Source organism: Paracoccus tibetensis (assembly GCF_900102505.1).
Taxonomy (GTDB): Bacteria; Pseudomonadota; Alphaproteobacteria; order Rhodobacterales; family Rhodobacteraceae; genus Paracoccus; species Paracoccus tibetensis.
Window position 1 is genome coordinate 1 of record NZ_FMVT01000016.1, and the last position, 18,507, is coordinate 18,507.

Sequence of the window (18,507 nt, forward strand, 5' to 3'; positions counted from 1 at the left end):
AGCGACAGCAGTTCGTGGATGGATCGCCGCCGTCGGCGCCAGAACGGCCTACATCGAGCCGGGCAGCCCTTGGGAAAACGGCTACTGCGAGAGCTTCAATGCGAAGCTCAGGGACGAGCTCTTGAACGGCGAGATATTCTACAGCCTGGCCGAGGCAAGGATCGTCATCGAAGGCTGGCGCCAACACTACAACACAAAGCGCCCACATTCGTCCTTAGGCTATCGGCCACCGGCTCCGGAGGCCGTGCAGTGGCCGGCTCCGCCATCCGGAGCCGCTTCGCCGGCCACCCCCACCATAGCTCCTTGGCCCCTCATGCACTAAGACTGAAACCGGACCACTTCATTGGGGCAGGTCAGTGTAGGACGGCACGCGGATGCCGCCCTGGAAGGACAGAAGCGAGGCGATGTTGACGATCTTGCCCATCCCGCGCGGCAGGGCCGCCTTGGCGAAGGCCTGGCAGGTAAAGAACAGCGCCTTGAGGTTCGTGTCCATCACCGCGTCCCAATCGGCCTCGGAGAAGTCCACCGCGTCGGCGCGGCGGATGATGCCGGCGTTGTTCACCAGGATGTCGATGCGTTCGCTCGCGAAGACCTCGCGCGCGGCCATCGGGTCGGCGAAGTCGAGACGCAGCGAGCGGCCAGTCTTTTTCGAAACCTGGCCCATCAGCGCCAGCGTCTCGTGGCAGTCGCGCCGGCCCGAGGCGATCACCTCGGCCCCCGCCTGCGCCAGCGCCACGGCGATGGCCTGGCCGATGCCGGTATTGGCGCCGGTGACCAGCGCGGTGCGGCCCTCCAGCGAGAAGTGGCTCACCGCAGGTCCTCCGGCTGGATGAAGTCCATGTCCGTGTAGTCCACGTTGTCGCCGGCCATCGCCCAGATGAAGGTGTAGCCGCCGATCCCCGCGCCGGAATGGATCGACCAAGAGGGCGACAGCACCGCCTGCTCGTTGGCGACGAAGAGGTGGCGGGTTTCCTGCGGCTCGCCCATCAGGTGAAGGACGCGCGCCTCGGGGGCCATGCCGTGATAGAGATAGGCCTCCATCCGCCGGTCGTGGACATGGGAGGGGATGGTGTTCCAGACCGAGCCGTCCTCCAGCGTCGTGTAGCCGAGGACCAGCTGGCAGGACTCCATCACCAGCGGGTGGATGAACTGCTTGATGGTGCGCTTGTTCGAGGTTTCCACCGCGCCCATGTGGACATGCTTGGCCTCGGCCACGGTGATCAGCCGGTGCGGCAGCGCCCGGTGCGCCGGGGCCGAGGTGAGGTAGAACCGCCCCTGCCCCAAGAAGGTGACCGGCCCTGCGCCCATGCCGAGATAGAGGACGTCGCCCTCGGCCAGGTCCCAGCCTTCGCCCGCGGCCTCGATCCGGCCGGGCCCGCCGATGTTCACGATCCCCATCTCGCGGCGGTCGAGGAAGGAGGGCGTCTTCGTCTCGGCGATCTGGTCGAGGGTCAGGCTGCCCCCGTCCGGCACCGCGCCGCCCACGACGAAGCGGTCGTAGTGGCTGTAGGTCAGGCGGATCTGCCGTCTGCGAACAGCCCCTCGACCAGGAAATGCCGGCGCAGCTGGGCGGTGTCCATGCCCTTGGCGTGGTCCGGGTGGATCGCGTGGCGGGTCTCGACATGGGTCACCAGGGGTCCTTTCAAAGGAGGTCGGATCAGAGGCCGGCAAGACGCGGCAGCCACATGACGACCGATGGCACATAGGTCACGAGCAGCAGCACCGCGAAGAGAAGCAGGTAAAATGGGCCGAGCGCGCGGATGGCTGTTTCGACGCGAACCTTTGCCACACCCGCTCCGACGAAGAGGCCGGTCCCGACGGGGGGCGTGATCGTCCCGATGGCGAGGTTGAAGACCATCACCACTCCGAAATGTACCGGGTCCATGCCGACCTCTCGTGCGATGGGCAGAAGGATCGGGGTGAAGATCAGGATCGCCGGACCCATGTCCATGAAGCAGCCGACGACCAGCAGCAGGATGTTGATGATCAGAAGGACGATCAGCGGATTCTCCGAAATCGCTAGGATCAGCGCGCTGACAGCGGCAGGGATGCCCGTGAAGGCCATTGCGAAGCTGAGCGCCGCGGATGCGGCCAGGAGCAACATGATCGTCCCGGTCATCTGGACCGTCTCGATCAGGAAGGACGGCAGGGCGCGCAAGGGCACCGTGCGGTGGATCACGAAGGCCAGCAGCATGGTGTAAATGACGGCGATGCCCGAGGCCTCGACCGCGGTGACGATGCCCAGCATGATGCCGCTGATGATCAGCACGATCAGCATGAGGCTGGGCAGCGCCCGCAGCGTGACCTGGGCCGCGTCGCGCATCGTTGGCCTCGCATCGCCGCGCCAGCCGCGCCGGCGCGCGATGAGGCCGGTCATTACCATCAGCCCCAGCCCCCACAGCACGCCCGCCACCGCGCCCGCCAGAAACAGCGCCGCGATGGATGCACCGCCGGCGACCAGCGAGTAGATGATGAACGCGGTCGAGGGCGGGATCAGCATGCCGGTCGGCGCGCTGGCGATGTTGACGGCGGCGGCGAAGCCCGGATCGTAGCCCTCGCGCTTCTGCATGGGCACCATGACCCCTCCGATCGAGGTCGAGGCCGCGATGGCCGAGCCCGAGATCGCGCCGAAGAGCATGTTACCCGCGATGTTCGTTTGCGCCAGCGAGCCCGGCACCCGGCCTGCCAGCAGCTTGGCGAAATCGACCAGCCGCACCGCAATGCCGCCCGAGTTCATGATGACGCCCGACAGGATGAAGAACGGCACGGCCAGCAGCGTGAAGCTGTCGAGGCTGGCCAGCATCTTCTGCGCCGATGTGAACAGCGCCATGTCGAAGGGCAGCACCAGCAAGAGCGCGGCGATGGCGGCGGCGGTGATCGCCAGCGCCAGCGGGATGCCGAGCAGGGCAAGGCCACCGAAGACGCCCAGCAGGATCAGGCTTGCGGTTCCGGCCATGTCACTCTCCGGGAAGTTCGGCCATGTCCTCGGCGGGAACATGGTGGCTGCGGCCGCGCAGCAGATCGGCAAGGTTCAGGCCCGCGTAAAGCAGCATCAGCCCGCCGCTGACGGGTAGCGCCCCATAGACCCAGCTCATCGGGATGCGCAGCACCGCGCTGGTCTGGCGGGCCGAAATCTGGACGCCGCGCATGCCACCCCAGATCAGCACGACCCCCGCGAAGATGGAAAAGGCCAACACCACCAGCCCCTCCAGACGCAGCTGCCAGCGGCGGGAGAGCCAACCGCGCAGCATGTCGATTGACAGGTGGCTGCCCTGCCCTACGGCATAGGCGGCCCCCAGCATCGACATCCAGATGACGCCGTAGCGCAGCACCTCCTCGGTCACCGAGGAGGGGGCGTTCAGCGCGTAGCGGCTGACGACCTGCCAGGCCAGCACGACGACCAGCACCAGAAGAAGGCCGCAGCACAGCCCGCCGACCACCAGGTCAAGGATGCGCCGCAGCCGGTCCATCAGGCCCCCTCGGCGCCGCGGATCTGTTCGACGACGGCGGCGCTTTCGGCCGGCAGCTCATCATAGATCGGCGCCACGGCGTCGCGGAAGGGCGCAACGTCGACCTCGTGGAACTCGACGTTGAACTGCTCGCGGGCCTCGGTGGCGGCGGCTTCGACCGCTTCATCCCAGACCGACTTGTGGAACTCGGTCGACTCGGCGGCGGCCTCGCGGACAGCGGTCTGGTGTTCCTCGGACAGGCGGTCCATTGCGGCGGTGCCGATCAGCAGGATGTCGGGGATGCGCGTGTGGCCGTCCAGCGTGTAATGCTTTGCGACCTCGGCATGGCGGGCGATGGTCAGCGCGAACTCGTTGTTCTCGGCCCCGTCCAGAACGCCCTGCTGCAGCGAGGTGTAGACCTCGGCTTGCCCCATCGCGACGGGGGTGGCGCCGAGCAGCTCGGTCATGCGGATCGCGGTCGGGCTTTGCAGCACGCGGATCTTGAGGCCGGCGAGATCTTCGACCGACTGCACCGGGCGGTTCACCGTGTAGAAGTTCCGAGCGCCCGAATTGTAGTAGGTGAGCCCGACAAAGCCCAGATCGGCGGTGGACTGGTAGATCGGGTCCATGATCGCCGCGCCGTCCATCGCGCGGTAGAAGTGGTCCTGGTCGTCAAAGAGAAAGGGCAGCGGGAAGACGCCATAGACCGGGGCGAAGCTCTCCAAGAGCCCGCCCGAGACCTTGGTCATGTCCAGTGCGCCGCCCTGCAGCATCTCGACCATCTCGCGCTCGCCGCCCAACTGGCCGTCGGGGAAGAACTGCACGGTCACTTCACCGGCGGTCTTCTCCTCGACGAGGCGGGCGAACTCCTCCATCGCCTCGACGGTGGGGGTGGCGTTCTGGGCATATCCGAAGCGCAGCGTTTCGGCTTGGGCGGCGCCGGCGGCCATGATCAGCGCCAATGCGGTCAGGGTCTTGTTCATTCTTCTCTCCTCCCTCAAAGATCGCGCGTCAGATGTAGCCGCGCAGGTATTCAGCCAGGGCCAGCATCGCCATCGCCTGCCCATAGGGCATCGAGGTCCGCGGGATCTGGCGGTAATAGTCGAGATCGCTGCCCATTGCGGTGCCGAAGGACACGTTCTGCAGCTCGCCCTCCGGGCTGATGTTGTCGATGACGGCCTTGATGGCGCGCTCGGCGACGGGGGCGTAGTCGGCGGGCAGGTAGCGGCGGCGCACGCCCTTCAGCAGGCCATAGGCAAAGCCCGCCGTCGCGGATGCCTCGAGGTAGCTGCCGCTGTCGTCCAGCAGCGTGTGCCACAGGCCGCTTTCGTCCTGCATCTCCCTCAGCGCGCGCGCCTGCCGCTGGAACAGCGACAGCAGGTGGCGGCGGGTCGGATCGCCCTCGGGCAGGTTCAGCAGCTCGATGAACTCGGGGATCACGATGGTGATCCAGCTGTTGCCCCGCGCCCAGAGCGCGCGGGCGAAGTTGTGGTTGCCGTCGAAGGTCCAGCCGTGAAACCACAGTCCGCTGGACGTGTCCGCCAGATACTGCGCGTGCAGCAGGAACTGGTACTTGGCTTCCTCGACATAATGCGGCCGGTTCAGCACGAGGCCGATCTTCGCCAGCGGCATGACCGACATCATCAGCGTGTCGTCCCAGAGCTGCTGGTCGTTCACGCTGTTATAGACGATGTGCTGCAACCCGCCCTCGTGGGTGCGCGGCATCTCATGCATGACCCACTCGGCCCAGGTGTCGAGGTAGGGCAGCCACATCGGGTTGCGGTCACGCTCGTAGAGATGCGCCAGCGTCAGGAAGGGGGCGACGGTGTTGATGTTCTTCGTCGGCGTGCCCTCGGCCAGCCGCGCGTCGAACCAGTCCCGGATGATGCGGGCAGCCTTGTCGCTGCCGGTCAGCTGTCCGTATTGCAGCAGCCCGTAGAGGCCGATGCCGTGAGTCCATTCCCACCCGGCCCAGCCCTTGGTGTCGATCACGCGCCCGTCTTCCAGCCGCAAGAGGAACTCGCCCGTGTCATCGGTGATGTTCACCAGGTTGTCGGCCAGGCGCTCGATCAGTCCCGCGGCTTCGCTGCGCGAGATGAAGCGGTCCTTCTGCCGCAGAATCGGGTGCATCAGTCTTCCTCCATTTTCGGAACGTCGTTCCGGAATTGACAGAAGCACAGCGCGTTTCGCAAATCAACTGCCATTATGCGTACCGCTGCACCAGCAATTGCTTGACAGGACGCCGCATCCCTTGTTTTTCAGAACGGTGTTCCGAAATAAGAAGAACCGTAATGGCCCCAAGACCGCAGAAGACTGAGAATGCCGCCGCCGTGCTGAAAGTGTTCGCGGTTCTTGAGTCGCTGGCTGAAGAGCGCCGGGCCAGTTTGGCCGAGATCGCGCAGCGGGCGATGACCTCGAAGACGACGGCGCACCGGCTTTTGCAGACGATGCTTGACCTCGGCTATGTCGAGCAGGACCGCGAGACAGAGAAATATGCCCTGACGCTGAAACTGTTCGGCCTCGGCGCCCGCATCCTGCGCGGGCAGGAGGATCTGCTGCGGGTCTGCGACCGCGAGATGGGCAAGCTGTCGCGCGCCACGGGCGAGTCGATCAACCTGGGCGTCATGGACGACTTCGACCAGCGCGTCGCCTATATCCACAAGTATGACAGCGCCTATAACCTGTCGATGCAGTCGACCTTGGGCAAGCGGAACCCGCTGCACTCGACCTCGCTCGGCAAGGCGCTGCTGGCGTTTCGCGACGAGGACGAGATCACGGAGCGCGTCGCCGCGATGGAGCTGAAGAAACTCGCGCCCCGCACCATCACCGATCGCGACGCGCTGCGCGAGGAACTGGCCGCCACCCGCGCCCGTGGCTACGCCGAAGAAATAGAGGAGTCCGAGGCCGGCGTGCGCTGCATGGCCGCACCGGTGATGGATCACGCGGGCAAGTCGGTGGCGGCGATCAGCATCGCCTTTCCGCTGGTCCGCTTCGACGAGTCGCGCAAGGCGGAATATGTGCGCCTCCTGACCGAGGCCGGACGCGCGGCCTCGGCCGCGCTTGGCTACGTCTGACACGCCGCCCACCAGGCCCGCGCGTAAACTGCCAGCGCCTCGCCCTCCGGGCGCGGCCAAGGCCGTGTCTCGGGCGCGCGGGCATCGGGCAGGCACAGCATAGCGGCCCCCGTGCTGGTTCCCGTGGCCGAGGCGGCCGTGGCAATACCGTCGGGGCTGAGCACCGCCAGCATGTCCAGATAGTCGGGATTGCGGGCAAATGGCCCCTCGACGATCACCGGCCCCGCAGCGCCCGCCAGATCGAGGCAAATCCGCGTCATCAGCGCCAGATACCACGCCAGCGCCGCCATCCGATGCCCCTCGGTCGCAGGCTCGGCAGTCCAGCTGGCCTGCCGGCCGGGAAATGGGCCGCAGCCGGATTGGACCGAGGGCAACAGCATCACCCCCTGCCCCAGCACCGCCGCCCGGTCGGCAGCGTCCGGCACGGCTGTGCTGCCCGCGCGAATGATCTCGTATTCCCGCCCGCCCATGAACCGAGCCGAGGGCACCGGCTGGCCAAGCGCGTTCACGTTCACCAGCACGTCCCGCGCAGGGTCAAGCGCGGCCGCCTGCCCGCCGACCGCCATGCAGACGACCCAGGTTCCCGTCGACACAACCGCAAACGGTCCCGTGCGCCCGAGAAGATGCGGATAGAGCGAGGCATTGCTGTCATGGATGCCCACCGCCACCGGCGTGCCGGCGGGGATGCCCGTCGCAGCCGTAACCTCTGGCGTGACGCCGCCCAGCACCTCATCGGCGCGGCGGGCGGGAGCAATGCGACTTTCCAGTCCAAGCGCTTTTGCCACCGGTGACAGCTGCCCCTGCCACGGGTCCCACAGGTCGGTGTGGCAGCCGAGCGAGGTCATGTCGCTTGCAAGCTCGCCCGTCAGCCGAAAGCCCCAGTACTGCGGATAGGTCACGACATGCGCGACACGCGCCGCCACCTCCGGCCGGCCCATCAGCCAGTGCAACTGCGCGCCGAGGTTCAGCCCGCCCGGCAGGCGCGGCGAGCCGGTGATGGCAAACCTAGAGCGCAGCGCGTTATAGGCAGGATCTGCGGGGATCGGATGCTCGTAGTCCAGCATCGGCACTGCCAACCTGCCTTGCCCGTCCAGCAGCACCGCCGCCGCGCCATGCGTCGTCACCGAGATGGCGTCGATCCCATGCGCCTCCTGCATCTGCCGAAGTCCGTCCAGGAAAAAGGTCCAGTGCCCGTCCAGGTCCATATGCGGCCAGGGCGGGCCCGGCAGGACGCGGTTCGGGCGGGTCAGAACGGCGATCTCGGCAAGCGTCTCGCCATCGACCAGCGCAAGCTTGCCGTTGGTCTTGCCGACGTCCAGAACGGCGATGCGCCTCATGGCAGGTGGAACATCTGAACCAGCGGCACTGCGACCGGCTCACTGTCCCCATGCGTCAGCATCAGGTCGGCCATATGCGCCCACCAGCGCTGCATCACCGGATGCGCGGGCAGATCGTCCATTCCGTGATCCTCGGGGCGCGTGAGCATGCCGAAGAGGGCGTTCGTTTCCGGGTCCAGGTGGATCGAGTAGTCGCTGACCCCGGCGGCGCGCAGCAACTCCACCAGCTCGGGCCAGATCTCATCGTGGCGTCGGCGGTATTCGTCGGCGGCACCGGGGTTCAGCATCATGCGGAAGGCGTAGCGGGGCATCAGGTCCTCAGCTTGAAAATCAGGCGCGGCACGGCGATCACGCCGATCAGCAGCGCGCCCACGACGATGGACATCACGATCCCCGGCACGTTCAGAAGCCCGAGGCCAAACGTCACCAGCCCCATCACAATGGCCGCCAGCACGACTCCAAGGATGGTGCCCGAGCCGCCGAGGATGCTGACCCCGCCCAGAACGACGATGGTCACCACCTCCAGCTCGAATCCTGTCGCAATCGAGGGGCGGGTCGAGCCGAGGCGCGAGGTCAGGCAGACCGCCGCAACACCGCTCATCAGGCCAGTCAGCAGGAACAGGATGAAGCGGATGCGGTCCACGCGGATGCCGGAAAAGCGCGCGGCGGTCGCGTTGTTACCAATGGCATAGACGATTCGGCCGAAGCTGGTGCGGTGCAGCAGCGTTCCGAAGACCAGCGCGGCGATGGTAAAGATCACCAGCTCGACCGTGATGACCCAGAAGACATAGCCCTGCCCGAACCAGGCGAAGCTGGCCGGGTATCCGGTGAAGGCCGCGTCGCCCAGGACGATGTAGCTGATCCCGCGGAAGAGGCTCATCGTGCCGATGGTCACCACGATGGAGGGCAGCCCCAGCCCCGCCACCAGCGCGCCGTTGAACGCGCCGCAGAGAAGGCCGGTGCCAAGGCCCACCAGCACGATCAGCGGCGTGCCGGCGCCAAGGCTCATCGCCATGCCCATCGCGGTCGAGGCCAGCGCGATGATCGCGCCGACGGACAGATCTATTTCTCCTGCGACGATCAGCATCGCCATGGCGAAGGCGATCATCGCCTCTTCGGTAAAGTTGAAGCTGGCGTCGCTGAGGTTCCACGGGTCGAGGAAATAGGGCGAGGCCATTGCGTTCATCAGGAAGATTGCGACGGCGACGACCAGCAGCAGGCTCTCCCAGCTTTTCAGGGCGCGGGCGGCAGGGCTGGTCAGGCGGTTGGGGATCTGGCGGGGTGCTGTGGTCGTGGTCATGTCCGCGCCTCGGCTTGCTTAAGGATGATGCGCCCCGGGTCCCGCCGGCCAAGCGTGTTCACGGCGATGGCAATCAGGATGGCGCTGCCCGAGATTGCCATCTGCCAGAAAGGCGAGATGCCGACGACCGGCAGCGCGTTCTTGATAATCCCTAGGAACAGCGCACCCATGACTGCGCCGCCGACAGTGCCCGCGCCGCCCGCGATAGCAATGCCGCCGATGACGCAGGCGGCGACTACGTCTAGCTCGAACCCGCGGGCGATGTCGACATAGGCGACAGCATACCGCGCAATCCACAGATATCCAGTCAGCCCGGCCAAGGCGCCGGCCAGCACGAAGGCCGCGAACTGCGTGCGCCCGACCGAGATGCCGGCATAGCCCGCCGCATGAGGATTGCCGCCGACCGCATAAAGCGCACGGCCAAGCGGCAGCCGCGCGACCGCCAGTCCGAGCAGCGCCACGGCGGCAACGGCGATCCAGGCCATGATGGGCAGGCCCAGGACGACCATGCGCGGCAGCGCCTTAAAGGGATCGCTCAGCTGGTGGGCGTTGATCCAGGCTCCGTTCGTCAAGAGGAAGATCGTGCCGCGATAGATCGTCATCGTGCCAAGCGTCACAACGATCGACGGGATGCCGAGCTTCCAGACCAGAAGCCCGTTCACCGCGCCAAGGGCCGCGCCCATGACGATGACGGCCGGCAGGATCACCGCCAGCGGCACACCCATCCCGTCCATCAGCGCCGCGACCATGCCGCAGAGCGCAAGGTTCGCGGCCACCGACAGGTCGATGCACTTGGTCAGGATCACCGTCATCTGCCCAAGCGCCAGAAGGATCAGGGGCGAGGTGTCGGTCAGCACGCGCGCAAGATTTCCGGGCGTCACGAAGGCGGGGAAGCGGCTGGCGATGACGGCCAGCAGGGCCAGAATGGCGAGCGCGAGAATCGCCTCGCGCGACTTGAGGATGGTCATGCGGCCTCCTGCTGGCTGATGCCGACGGCGGCGCGGACGAGGTTCTCGGGCGTCATAGCGGCGCCGGTGAACTCGCCGGCCAGGCGCCCTTCGCGCATGACGATGACGCGGTCGGACATGCCCAGAACCTCGGGGATTTCGCTGCTGACCATGATCACGGCCAGCCCTTGCCCGGCCAGTTCGGACATGAAGTCATGGACCGCGGCCTTTGAGCCGATGTCGATGCCCTTGGTCGGCTCGTCCAGGATGATCACCCGCGGCTTCGTTGCCAGCCACTTGGCGATGACGACCTTCTGCTGGTTGCCCCCCGACAGAAGCGCGATGTTCTGATCGAGGCTCGCCGCCCTGAGGTCCAGCCGCTGCGTATACTCACGCGCCAGCTTGAACTCCTCAGCCAGCCGCAGGAAGCCGGCGCGGCTGGTGCGCGGCAGCGAAGGCAGCGTGACGTTCTGGAAGATCGGCAAGCCCTTGACGGCGCCCTGCGCGCCGCGATCCTCGGGGACATAGACGATGCCCGCATCCACCGCCTGCGCGGTCGTGCGCAGTACGCGCACTTGGCCCTCGATCCTGCAGGCGCCTTTGGACGGACGGGTGATGCCGAACAGCGACTGCATCACCTCAGACCGGCCGGCCCCGACCAGACCGTAGAAGCCCAGGATCTCGCCAGCGTGGAGGGTGAAGGTGATGTCCTCGAACTCGGTGGGGTGGCTGTAGCCGGCGATCGTCAGGACCGGCGCGCCGATCGTCGCCGGGCGCTTGGGATAGATCTGGTCGACGCTGCGCCCGACCATCAGGCGAACCAGCTCGGCCTCGGAGGTGCCGGCCATCGCGCCCTCGCCGACAAACGCGCCGTCGCGGAAGACGGTCCAGCGGTCGGCGATGCGGAAGATCTCGTCGAACTTGTGGCTGATGAAGAGGATGGCCTTGCCTTGCCGCTTCAGCGTCTCGACCAGCTCATAAAGCTCGGCGATTTCCTTGTGCGACAGGGCGGCGGTCGGCTCGTCCATGATGACGACCCGGGCGTCCACCGACAGCGCGCGGGCGATGGCGACGAGGTGCCGGCTGGCGATGCCCAGATCGCGCAGGCGCGCGGCGGGCGAGATCGAGGCGCCGATGCTGCGCAGGATCTCGGCGGCACGGGCCCGCATCGCGCGGCGGTCGATCAGGCCCCACCGAGTGCGGGGCGCGTGGCCGATGAAGATGTTCTCGGCCACGGTCAGCTCGTCGAAGAGCACCGTTTCCTGGTGGATCGCGGTGACGCCGGCCTTCTGCGCCGATTGCGCGCCCGGGAAGCTGACGGGGCGGCCGTCCAGCATGATCTGCCCCTCGTCCGGCTGGTAGATGCCGGTCAGGACCTTCACGATAGTCGACTTGCCGGCGCCGTTCTCGCCGATCAGCGCGGTGACCTGGCCGGGGAACAGGTCCAGCCGGACGCCGTCCAGCGCCTTGACACCCGGGAATGTCTTGACGATGCCGCGCAAGGACAGCACGGGCGCCGTGGGTTCAGCCTGCATGGGATATGTCCTGCGCAAAGGCCCCGGCACGCGAGGACGCGCCGGGGATCAGCGATCAGAAGATCGAGCTGAACTCGTCGATGTTGCTGGCGTCATAGGTGAAGGGGTCGGCCATCGCGGCCTCGCCGTTCTCGTCCAGCGTCACCTCGCCCATGCGGCCGATCGAGATGGTCGCGCCCGGTTCGGCCGTCGCCTCGTCCTTCGCCAGATGATAGGCGATCATCGTGGCGGAGTAGCCCAGATCGATCGGGTTCCAGATCGCGAAGCTCTGCGATGCGCCCGATTTCACATGCCCCGCCATCTCGGAGGGCAGCCCCAGGCCGGTCACGTTCACCTCGCCCACCTTGCCGGCATCCGTCACGGCCTGCGCGGCCGCCACGATGCCCACGCTGGTCGGCGCGATGATCGCGTCGAGGTCCGGGTGGCTCTGCATCAGACCCTGCGCCTCGCGATAGGACTTGTCGGCCAGGTCGTCGCCATAGACCGTCGCGACGACCTCGATGTTCGGGTAATCGCCCATGACCTTCTGCATTTCCTCGATCCAGACGTTCTGGTTGGTCGAGGTCGAGGTCGCCGACAGCACCGCGACCTGCCCGCCGTCCGGCAGGTGGTCCGCCGCCAGCTTGATGATCGTGTTGCCGATCAGCGGGGCCGAGGACGGGTTCAGGTGCATCTCGCGGCCCTCAGGTGCCACGCCGCTGTCCCAGCTGATGACCGTGATGCCCCGCTCCATTGCGCGCTTCAGGGTCGGCACCAGCGCGTCGGTGTCGTTGGCGCTGACCGCGATGGCGTCTACGCGCTGCGCGATCAGGCTGTTCAGCACCTCGATCTGGCCCTCGGCCGTGGTGTCGGTCGGGCCGGTATAGATGATCTCGACATCGCCCAGCTCGGCCGCGGCTTCCTCGGCGCCCTTGTTGGCGGCTTCGAAGAAGCCGATGCCGAGCGCCTTGGCGACAAGGGCAATCCGCATGGGCTCCGCCTGCGCGGCGCCGGCCATAAGCGCCGAAGCCATTGCGGCCGTCGTCAGGATCTTTCTCAACATGCTCATCTTTCCTCCCCTATGAGCGGTGCCGCGCGTCATTCCTCCTGCGCGCGGCTCTTTCTGGCCGGTGCGGCGACGGGCGCCACGATCAGCCGGATCTCGGCCGCCTGCAGCATCGCGGCGGCGCGATCGTCGATGCCGTCATCGGTGATGACGGTATGGATGCGGGCAAGCGAGCACAGCAACAGGCTGGAGCGCTGGCCGAACTTCGAGCTGTCGGCCAGGACCACCAGCTCATCCGCCTGCCCGATCAGCTTCTGCTCGGCCTGCACCAGCAACGGATCGCCCTCCATCAGGCCAAGGGGGCCGAGGCCGCGGCAGCCCATGAACATGCGCTTGGCGTAAAAATGGCTGCTGCCGTCGGCGTCGAAGGGTGACAGGATGATGTTCTGCTCGCGATAGATCGCGCCGGCGGGCAGCAGGACGGTGTTCTTCGACTGCTTCAGCAAATGCTCGGCAATCGGGAAGCTGTTGGTGAAGACCTGCAGCCGCTTCGTCGTCAGCGGGTGGACCATCTGGAAGGTGGTCGTCCCGCCGTTGATGATGATCGCGTCGCCATCCTCGCACAGATCGACCGCCGCCTGCGCGATTGCACGCTTCTGCGCGATATTGATCGTTTCGTTGACAGCGAAGGGGCGGGCGTTGATGCCGACGAATTGCGGCGGGTGGACCGCCTCGGCCCCGCCCCGTACGCGGCGAAGCTTCTTGGTCAGGTGCAGCTGGGCGATGTCACGGCGCACCGTTGCCTCGGAAACGCCGGTCAGGGCGCAGAGATCGGCCACGCTGACGACGGGCCGCTCCTGGACCGCCGACAGGATGATGCGATGACGCTCTGTTTCCAGCATGGTGTCTCCCCTTGCCAGCAGTTTCCATCACTCCCGCGCATTGTCAATCATTTTCGCGCGCAGAAACGCTTTATGCACCTGCATAATGATTGAAGCTGATCGAAAGTGATTGACTTGGCGCGCGCCCACCCGCTAACGGAAAAGCGACAGAGGCGGCATGCGCCGCTCGAATCGGGAGGATTCTATGACCGAGACCCTCGCCCGCCAGCGGCTCGAGAACCTGTGGGACGATGCCAGGACCGCGTCCATGACCGAGCCTGAAAAGCTGCTCTACCGCTCGAACCTTCTGGGGTCCGACAAGCGCGTGACCAACTATGGCGGCGGCAACACCTCGGCCAAGGTGATGCAGGCGGACCCGCTGACCGGCGAGCAGCTCGAGGTGCTGTGGGTTAAAGGCTCGGGCGGCGATATTGGGTCCATGAAGATGGACGGCTTCTCGACGCTCTACATGGACAAGCTGCGCGCGCTGAAGGGCAAGTATCGCGGGCTGGCCCATGAAGACGAGATGGTCGGTTACCTGCCCCATTGCACCTTCGCGCTGAACCCGCGCGCGGCCAGCATCGACACGCCGCTGCACGCCTACGTGCCGCGCCGCCATGTCGATCACGTCCATTCCGACGCAATCATTGCCATCGCCGCCTCGGTCAATTCGAAAGAGCTGACAGCCGAGATCTTCGGCGGCGAGATCGGCTGGCTGCCGTGGAAGAAGCCGGGCTACGAGCTAGGCCTCTGGCTGGAAAAGCTGGCGACCGAAAACCCCGGCATGCGCGGTGCGGTGCTGGAAAGCCACGGCCTCTTCACTTGGGCGGATGACGCCAAGGACTGCTACCTGACGACGCTGGAGATCATCAACAAAGCCGCCGCCTGGCTGGAGGATCGCACCGCCGGCGAGCCGGCCTTTGGCGGCGCCAAGGTGCCTACGCTGGACGCGTCGCAGCGCCGCGACATCGCGGCCCGGCTGATGCCGGTGATCCGAGGCCTCATCTCGAAGGACCGCCACAAGGTCGGCCATTTCGACGACCAGCCGGCCGTGCTGGAGTTCGTCGGCTCGAACGCGCTGGAGACGCTGGCGCCGATGGGCACCTCCTGCCCCGACCACTTCCTGCGCACCAAGATCCGCCCGCTGGTGATCGACTTCGACCCGGCGAACCCGGATCTTGATGCCACCATTGCCGGGCTGGGCGATGCCGTCGCCGCCTATCGTGACGATTACGCCGCCTACTACGATCGCTGCAAGCACCCCAACAGCCCGGCACTGCGCGATCCGAATGCGGTGGTTTACCTGGTTCCCGGCGTCGGCATGCTGACCTTCGCCCTCGACAAGGCCACCGCCCGCATCTCGGGCGAATTCTACGTCAATGCGATTAATGTGATGCGCGGCGCCAGCGCCGTCAGCACCTATCAGGGCCTGCCCGAGCAGGAGGCTTTCGACATCGAGTACTGGCTGCTGGAAGAGGCGAAGCTGCAGCGGATGCCGAAGCCCAAGTCGCTGGCCGGACGAGTGGCGCTGGTCACCGGCGGCGCGGGCGGCATCGGTGCGGCGACGGCCGAGCGCTTCCTGCGCGAAGGCGCATGCGTCATGTTGGCCGACATCGACAGGGCCGCCTTGAAGACCGCGCATGAGGGGCTGGCGGCCAGCTTCGGCGGCGACTTGGTGCGCAGCGTGCAGATGAACGTCACCGACGAGACTCAGGTCGCCCGCGCCTATGCCGAGATGGCGGTAGAGTTCGGTGGGATCGACATCCTGGTGTCGAACGCCGGCATCGCGTCCTCGGCACCTATCGAGGAGACCTCGCTGGCGCTCTGGAACAAGAACATGGACATCCTGTCGACCGGCTACTTCCTGGTTAGCCGCGAGGCGTTCAAGACCTTCCGCGCGCAAGACATAGGTGGGTCAGTGATCTTCATCGCCTCGAAGAACGGCCTCGCCGCCAGCCCGAACGCCAGCGCCTACTGCACCGCGAAGGCGGCCGAGATCCATCTGGCCCGTTGCTTGGCGCTGGAAGGGGCGGAAGCCGGCATCCGGGTCAACGTTGTGAACCCCGACGCGGTCCTGCGCGGCTCGCGGATCTGGGAGGGAGAGTGGCTGGACCAGCGCGCCAGCACGTATGGCACCGACAAGGACGGGCTGGAGGAGATGTATCGCAACCGCTCGATGCTGAAACGCTCGGTCCTGCCCGAGGACATTGCCGAGGGCGCGTACTTCTTCGCTTCGGACCTTTCGGCCAAATCGACCGGCAACATCCTCAACGTGGACGCCGGCAACGTCCAGGCCTTCACGAGGTAAGCCATGATCGACAAGCACCTAATCGAGGCGCAGAATGCCTCGCGCCACGCTGACCTTGAGGCCGACTACGACGCGCTCGGCACCCGTCTCGCCCGCCGCGGCGTGGATATCGAGGCGCTGACAACCCGCGCCGCTGGTTTCGACGTCGCAGTCCCCAGCTGGGGCACCGGCACCGGCGGGACGCGCTTCGCGCGCTTCCCCGGCAAGGGCGAGCCGCGCGGGATAATGGACAAGCTGGACGATTGCGGCGTGATCCACGCCCTGACCGCCGCCACGCCCCGCGTCAGCCTGCACATCCCTTGGGACAAGGAGGACCCCGCCCTCCTGCGCGAGAAGGCCGAGGAGGTGGGGCTTGGCTTCGACGCCATGAACTCGAACACCTTCCAAGACCAGCCGGACCAGGCGCACAGCTATAAGTTCGGCTCATTGTCCCACACGGACGCCGCGACGCGCCGGCAGGCGGTCGAGCATAATCTCGAATGCATTGAGATCGGCCAGCAGATCGGCTCAACCGCGCTGAGTGTTTGGATCGGGGACGGGTCGAACTTCCCCGGCCAGACCTCGCTCTCGCGCCAGTTCGACCGCTACATGGAGGCGATGGGCCAAGTCTATGCCGGGCTGCCGGACGACTGGCGCCTCTTCTCTGAGCACAAGATCTATGAGCCCGCGTTCTACTCGACGGTCGTTCAGGACTGGGGCACAAGCCTGATTACGGCGCAGGAGCTTGGGCCCAAGGCGCAATGCCTCGTGGACCTCGGCCACCACGCGCCGAACGTGAACATCGAGATGATCGTGTCGCGCCTCATCCGCGCGGGCAAGCTAGGCGGGTTCCACTTCAACGACAGCAAGTATGGCGACGATGATCTGGACAGCGGCACCATCGACCCGTTCCGCCTGTTCCTGGTCTGGAACGAGCTGGTGGAACTCGAGGACATGCCCGGCCTGAACCTGTCGCACATGATCGACCAGAGCCACAACGTCACCGACCCGATCGAGAGCCTGATCGTCTCGGCCATCGAGATCCAGCGCGCCTTCGTGCAGGCCTCGCTTGTGGATCGTGTCGCGCTAGAGGGCTACCGGACCGAGAACGACGCGCTGATGGCCGCGGCCACTCTGCGCGCGGCCTTCCGCACGGATGTTGACCCGATCCTGCAGATGGGGCGGCTTCGTAAGGGGGCGGCGATCGATCCGGTGGCAGCATATCGTTCCTCGGGCTGGCGTGCGGGCGCGGCAAAGACGCGGCCAGCCGTGGCGGCGGGCGGCGGCGGGATCGTCTGAGGCATCAGCGGGGGCAGCTTTACTTCGATGCCACATGGTGAAATGCCGGCAGCGCCGGCACATCCCCTCACAAAGAGCACCGCCATGAGCCTCAGCGCCCCTTCCGCCATCATTCCCCCTGTCGCGCAGTTCGGGCCGGGCCTCGCCTGGATGGCGCTGAGCATGTGCAGTTTCATCGGCATGTCCGTCGGCTCGCGTGAGATGGCGGCTACCATGTCAATCCGGCAGGTCCTGTTCTTCCGCGCGCTGGTTGGGCTGCTGGTCATCCTCGCCGTCGGTCGCGCGCTCTTTCCCGAGGTCCGGCGCATGGCGCAGCTGCGCCTGCACCTGCTGCGCAACGTCATCCACTTCACCGGCCAGTATCTTTGGACCATCGGCATCGTGCTGCTGCCGCTCGCCTCGGTCTTTGCGCTGGAATTCACCATGCCGATCTGGGTGACGCTGTTCGCCTGGCTGCTGCTGCGCGAACGGCTGAGCCGGCCGCGCCTGCTGGCGACGGTCGGCGGGTTCATCGGCGTCATGGTCATCGTCCGCCCCGGCGTCGGCATGGTCGATCCGGCGGCGTTGCTGGTGCTTGCCGCCGCGGCCGCATATGGGATGTCGCTGATCCTGGTGAAGCGGCTGACGCAACACTGCTCGCCCGGCGCCATTGTCGTCTGGATGATCCTGATCCAGCTGCCGCTCGGCCTGGCCTTTGCGGTGACGGACTGGCAGCCGGTGCAAGCCGCCTCGATCCCCTGGATGCTGGTCGCGGGGATCGGCGCGCTTGCCGCGCATTATTCGCAGGCGCAGGCGCTGAAGCGGCTGGACGCCTCGATCCTCATCCCCATCGACTTCCTGAGGGTGCCGATGGCGGCTGTGGTCGGATATTCGCTCTATGGCGAGGCGATCGACCTGTGGGTGGTCCTGGGCGGCGGGATAATCCTGATGTCGAACTTCCAGGCCGTCATGGCCGAGCGCCGCAGCCGCCGCAGCACCACTTCGGCCTGAGCCGGCGAGGGCGTGTCATGCTGGTTACGATCTGGCCGATCTTCGGGTTGATCTACCTTGGCTTCATCCTTGCGCGCTTTGCCTGGTCCTCGCCCGAGTTCTGGGGTGCGGCTGAGCGCATCAACTACTGGCTGCTGTTTCCCGCCCTGCTGATCGGCAGCCTTGCAAGCGCCCCTGTCCACGGTCATCGAGGTCCCTTGCCAATCTTTGTTCACCTTGAGTCACTACATATCACCAGGCGCAACCAAATTCTGCTAGGTTGAGACGGTTTAGCAGCACACCGCCATGCACCTTGCCGCTGAACATGACATTGGAAAGCGAGTGCATCTGCGGCTCGTGCAACAGCTGTTCCGTACCGCTATCTGTCGGCTTTTCGTTCATCCCGATTCACCTCACTTCACGCACGGGATTCCCCGACGCTGG

Annotated in this window: 18 protein-coding genes and 1 pseudogene; 6 read left to right on the plus strand and 13 right to left on the minus strand. The window is 66.2% G+C overall.

Annotated features, from left to right (window positions below):
* Positions 1–322, plus strand: a 322-nt coding sequence (locus BLP73_RS16935; RefSeq protein ID WP_139166009.1) for an integrase core domain-containing protein, incomplete at its 5' end; no start/stop codon positions are given.
* Between the two features lie 33 nt (positions 323–355).
* Here the strand turns inward: BLP73_RS16935 and BLP73_RS16940 are convergent.
* The 6 genes and pseudogenes from BLP73_RS16940 to bglB form a co-directional block, all read right to left on the minus strand.
* A pseudogene (locus tag BLP73_RS16940) lies at positions 356–811 on the minus strand (SDR family NAD(P)-dependent oxidoreductase); the annotation flags it as partial.
* On the minus strand, positions 808–1,485 hold the full coding sequence (gene kduI / locus BLP73_RS16945; protein WP_245686728.1) for a 5-dehydro-4-deoxy-D-glucuronate isomerase: 678 nt from the start codon (positions 1,483–1,485) through the stop codon (positions 808–810). The gene kduI and the pseudogene BLP73_RS16940, both read right to left, overlap by 4 nt.
* Before the next feature lie 172 nt (positions 1,486–1,657).
* Positions 1,658–2,956, minus strand: a complete 1,299-nt coding sequence (locus BLP73_RS16950; protein WP_090747549.1) for a TRAP transporter large permease — start codon at positions 2,954–2,956, stop codon at positions 1,658–1,660.
* A 1-nt stretch (position 2,957) separates the two neighbouring features.
* Positions 2,958–3,470, minus strand: coding sequence for a TRAP transporter small permease (locus tag BLP73_RS16955; RefSeq protein WP_090747552.1), 513 nt, complete (start codon positions 3,468–3,470; stop codon positions 2,958–2,960).
* Positions 3,470–4,432 (minus strand): TRAP transporter substrate-binding protein, encoded by a 963-nt coding sequence (locus BLP73_RS16960; RefSeq protein ID WP_090747555.1) that lies wholly within the window; start codon positions 4,430–4,432, stop codon positions 3,470–3,472. Before BLP73_RS16960 ends, BLP73_RS16955 begins: the two co-directional genes overlap by 1 nt.
* A gap of 28 nt (positions 4,433–4,460) precedes the next feature.
* Positions 4,461–5,579, minus strand: coding sequence for a beta-galactosidase BglB (gene bglB / locus BLP73_RS16965; protein ID WP_090747558.1), 1,119 nt, complete (start codon positions 5,577–5,579; stop codon positions 4,461–4,463).
* Between the two features lie 161 nt (positions 5,580–5,740).
* Between bglB and kdgR the strand changes: the two genes are divergently transcribed.
* The gene (gene kdgR, locus BLP73_RS16970) at positions 5,741–6,523 is read left to right on the plus strand and encodes a DNA-binding transcriptional regulator KdgR (RefSeq protein ID WP_090747562.1); all 783 of its coding nucleotides are present in this window, start codon (positions 5,741–5,743) and stop codon (positions 6,521–6,523) included.
* On the opposite strand, the gene BLP73_RS16975 is transcribed toward kdgR, so the two are convergent.
* Genes BLP73_RS16975 through BLP73_RS17005 form a run of 7 tightly spaced genes read right to left on the minus strand, consistent with a single transcriptional unit; the run spans position 6,514 to position 13,529 of the window.
* The gene (locus BLP73_RS16975; protein ID WP_090747565.1) at positions 6,514–7,860 is read right to left on the minus strand and encodes an FGGY-family carbohydrate kinase; all 1,347 of its coding nucleotides are present in this window, start codon (positions 7,858–7,860) and stop codon (positions 6,514–6,516) included. The two genes, kdgR and BLP73_RS16975, sit on opposite strands and share 10 nt — an antisense overlap.
* Positions 7,857–8,171 (minus strand): L-rhamnose mutarotase, encoded by a 315-nt coding sequence (rhaM, locus tag BLP73_RS16980; protein WP_090747568.1) that lies wholly within the window; start codon positions 8,169–8,171, stop codon positions 7,857–7,859. The genes BLP73_RS16975 and rhaM overlap by 4 nt, the downstream gene beginning before the upstream one ends.
* Positions 8,171–9,160 (minus strand): ABC transporter permease, encoded by a 990-nt coding sequence (locus BLP73_RS16985; protein ID WP_090747571.1) that lies wholly within the window; start codon positions 9,158–9,160, stop codon positions 8,171–8,173. Before BLP73_RS16985 ends, rhaM begins: the two co-directional genes overlap by 1 nt.
* Positions 9,157–10,128, minus strand: a complete 972-nt coding sequence (locus BLP73_RS16990; protein ID WP_090747574.1) for an ABC transporter permease — start codon at positions 10,126–10,128, stop codon at positions 9,157–9,159. The genes BLP73_RS16985 and BLP73_RS16990 overlap by 4 nt, the downstream gene beginning before the upstream one ends.
* Positions 10,125–11,642, minus strand: coding sequence for a sugar ABC transporter ATP-binding protein (locus tag BLP73_RS16995; RefSeq protein ID WP_090747577.1), 1,518 nt, complete (start codon positions 11,640–11,642; stop codon positions 10,125–10,127). The genes BLP73_RS16990 and BLP73_RS16995 overlap by 4 nt, the downstream gene beginning before the upstream one ends.
* Positions 11,643–11,697: 55 nt before the next feature.
* A complete protein-coding gene (gene rhaS, locus BLP73_RS17000; RefSeq protein WP_090747580.1) occupies positions 11,698–12,690 on the minus strand; it encodes a rhamnose ABC transporter substrate-binding protein in 993 nt (330 codons plus the stop codon).
* 29 nt (positions 12,691–12,719) lie between these two features.
* Positions 12,720–13,529 (minus strand): DeoR/GlpR family DNA-binding transcription regulator, encoded by an 810-nt coding sequence (locus tag BLP73_RS17005; protein ID WP_090747583.1) that lies wholly within the window; start codon positions 13,527–13,529, stop codon positions 12,720–12,722.
* A 184-nt stretch (positions 13,530–13,713) separates the two neighbouring features.
* Here BLP73_RS17005 and BLP73_RS17010 point away from each other — a divergent pair, with 184 nt between their 5' ends.
* The 4 genes from BLP73_RS17010 (at position 13,714) to BLP73_RS17025 (ending at position 18,347) form a co-directional block, all read left to right on the plus strand.
* Positions 13,714–15,816, plus strand: coding sequence for a bifunctional rhamnulose-1-phosphate aldolase/short-chain dehydrogenase (locus BLP73_RS17010; protein ID WP_090747589.1), 2,103 nt, complete (start codon positions 13,714–13,716; stop codon positions 15,814–15,816).
* Between the two features lie 3 nt (positions 15,817–15,819).
* Positions 15,820–17,094, plus strand: coding sequence for an L-rhamnose catabolism isomerase (gene rhaI / locus BLP73_RS17015; protein WP_090747592.1), 1,275 nt, complete (start codon positions 15,820–15,822; stop codon positions 17,092–17,094).
* Between the two features lie 84 nt (positions 17,095–17,178).
* On the plus strand, positions 17,179–18,084 hold the full coding sequence (locus BLP73_RS17020; RefSeq protein WP_217630717.1) for a DMT family transporter: 906 nt from the start codon (positions 17,179–17,181) through the stop codon (positions 18,082–18,084).
* Positions 18,085–18,101: 17 nt separating this feature from the next.
* Positions 18,102–18,347 carry an AEC family transporter gene (locus BLP73_RS17025; protein WP_090747595.1) on the plus strand — a complete coding sequence of 82 codons (246 nt, stop codon included), beginning with the start codon at positions 18,102–18,104 and terminating at the stop codon, positions 18,345–18,347.
* The last annotated feature ends 160 nt before the right edge of the window (positions 18,348–18,507 follow it).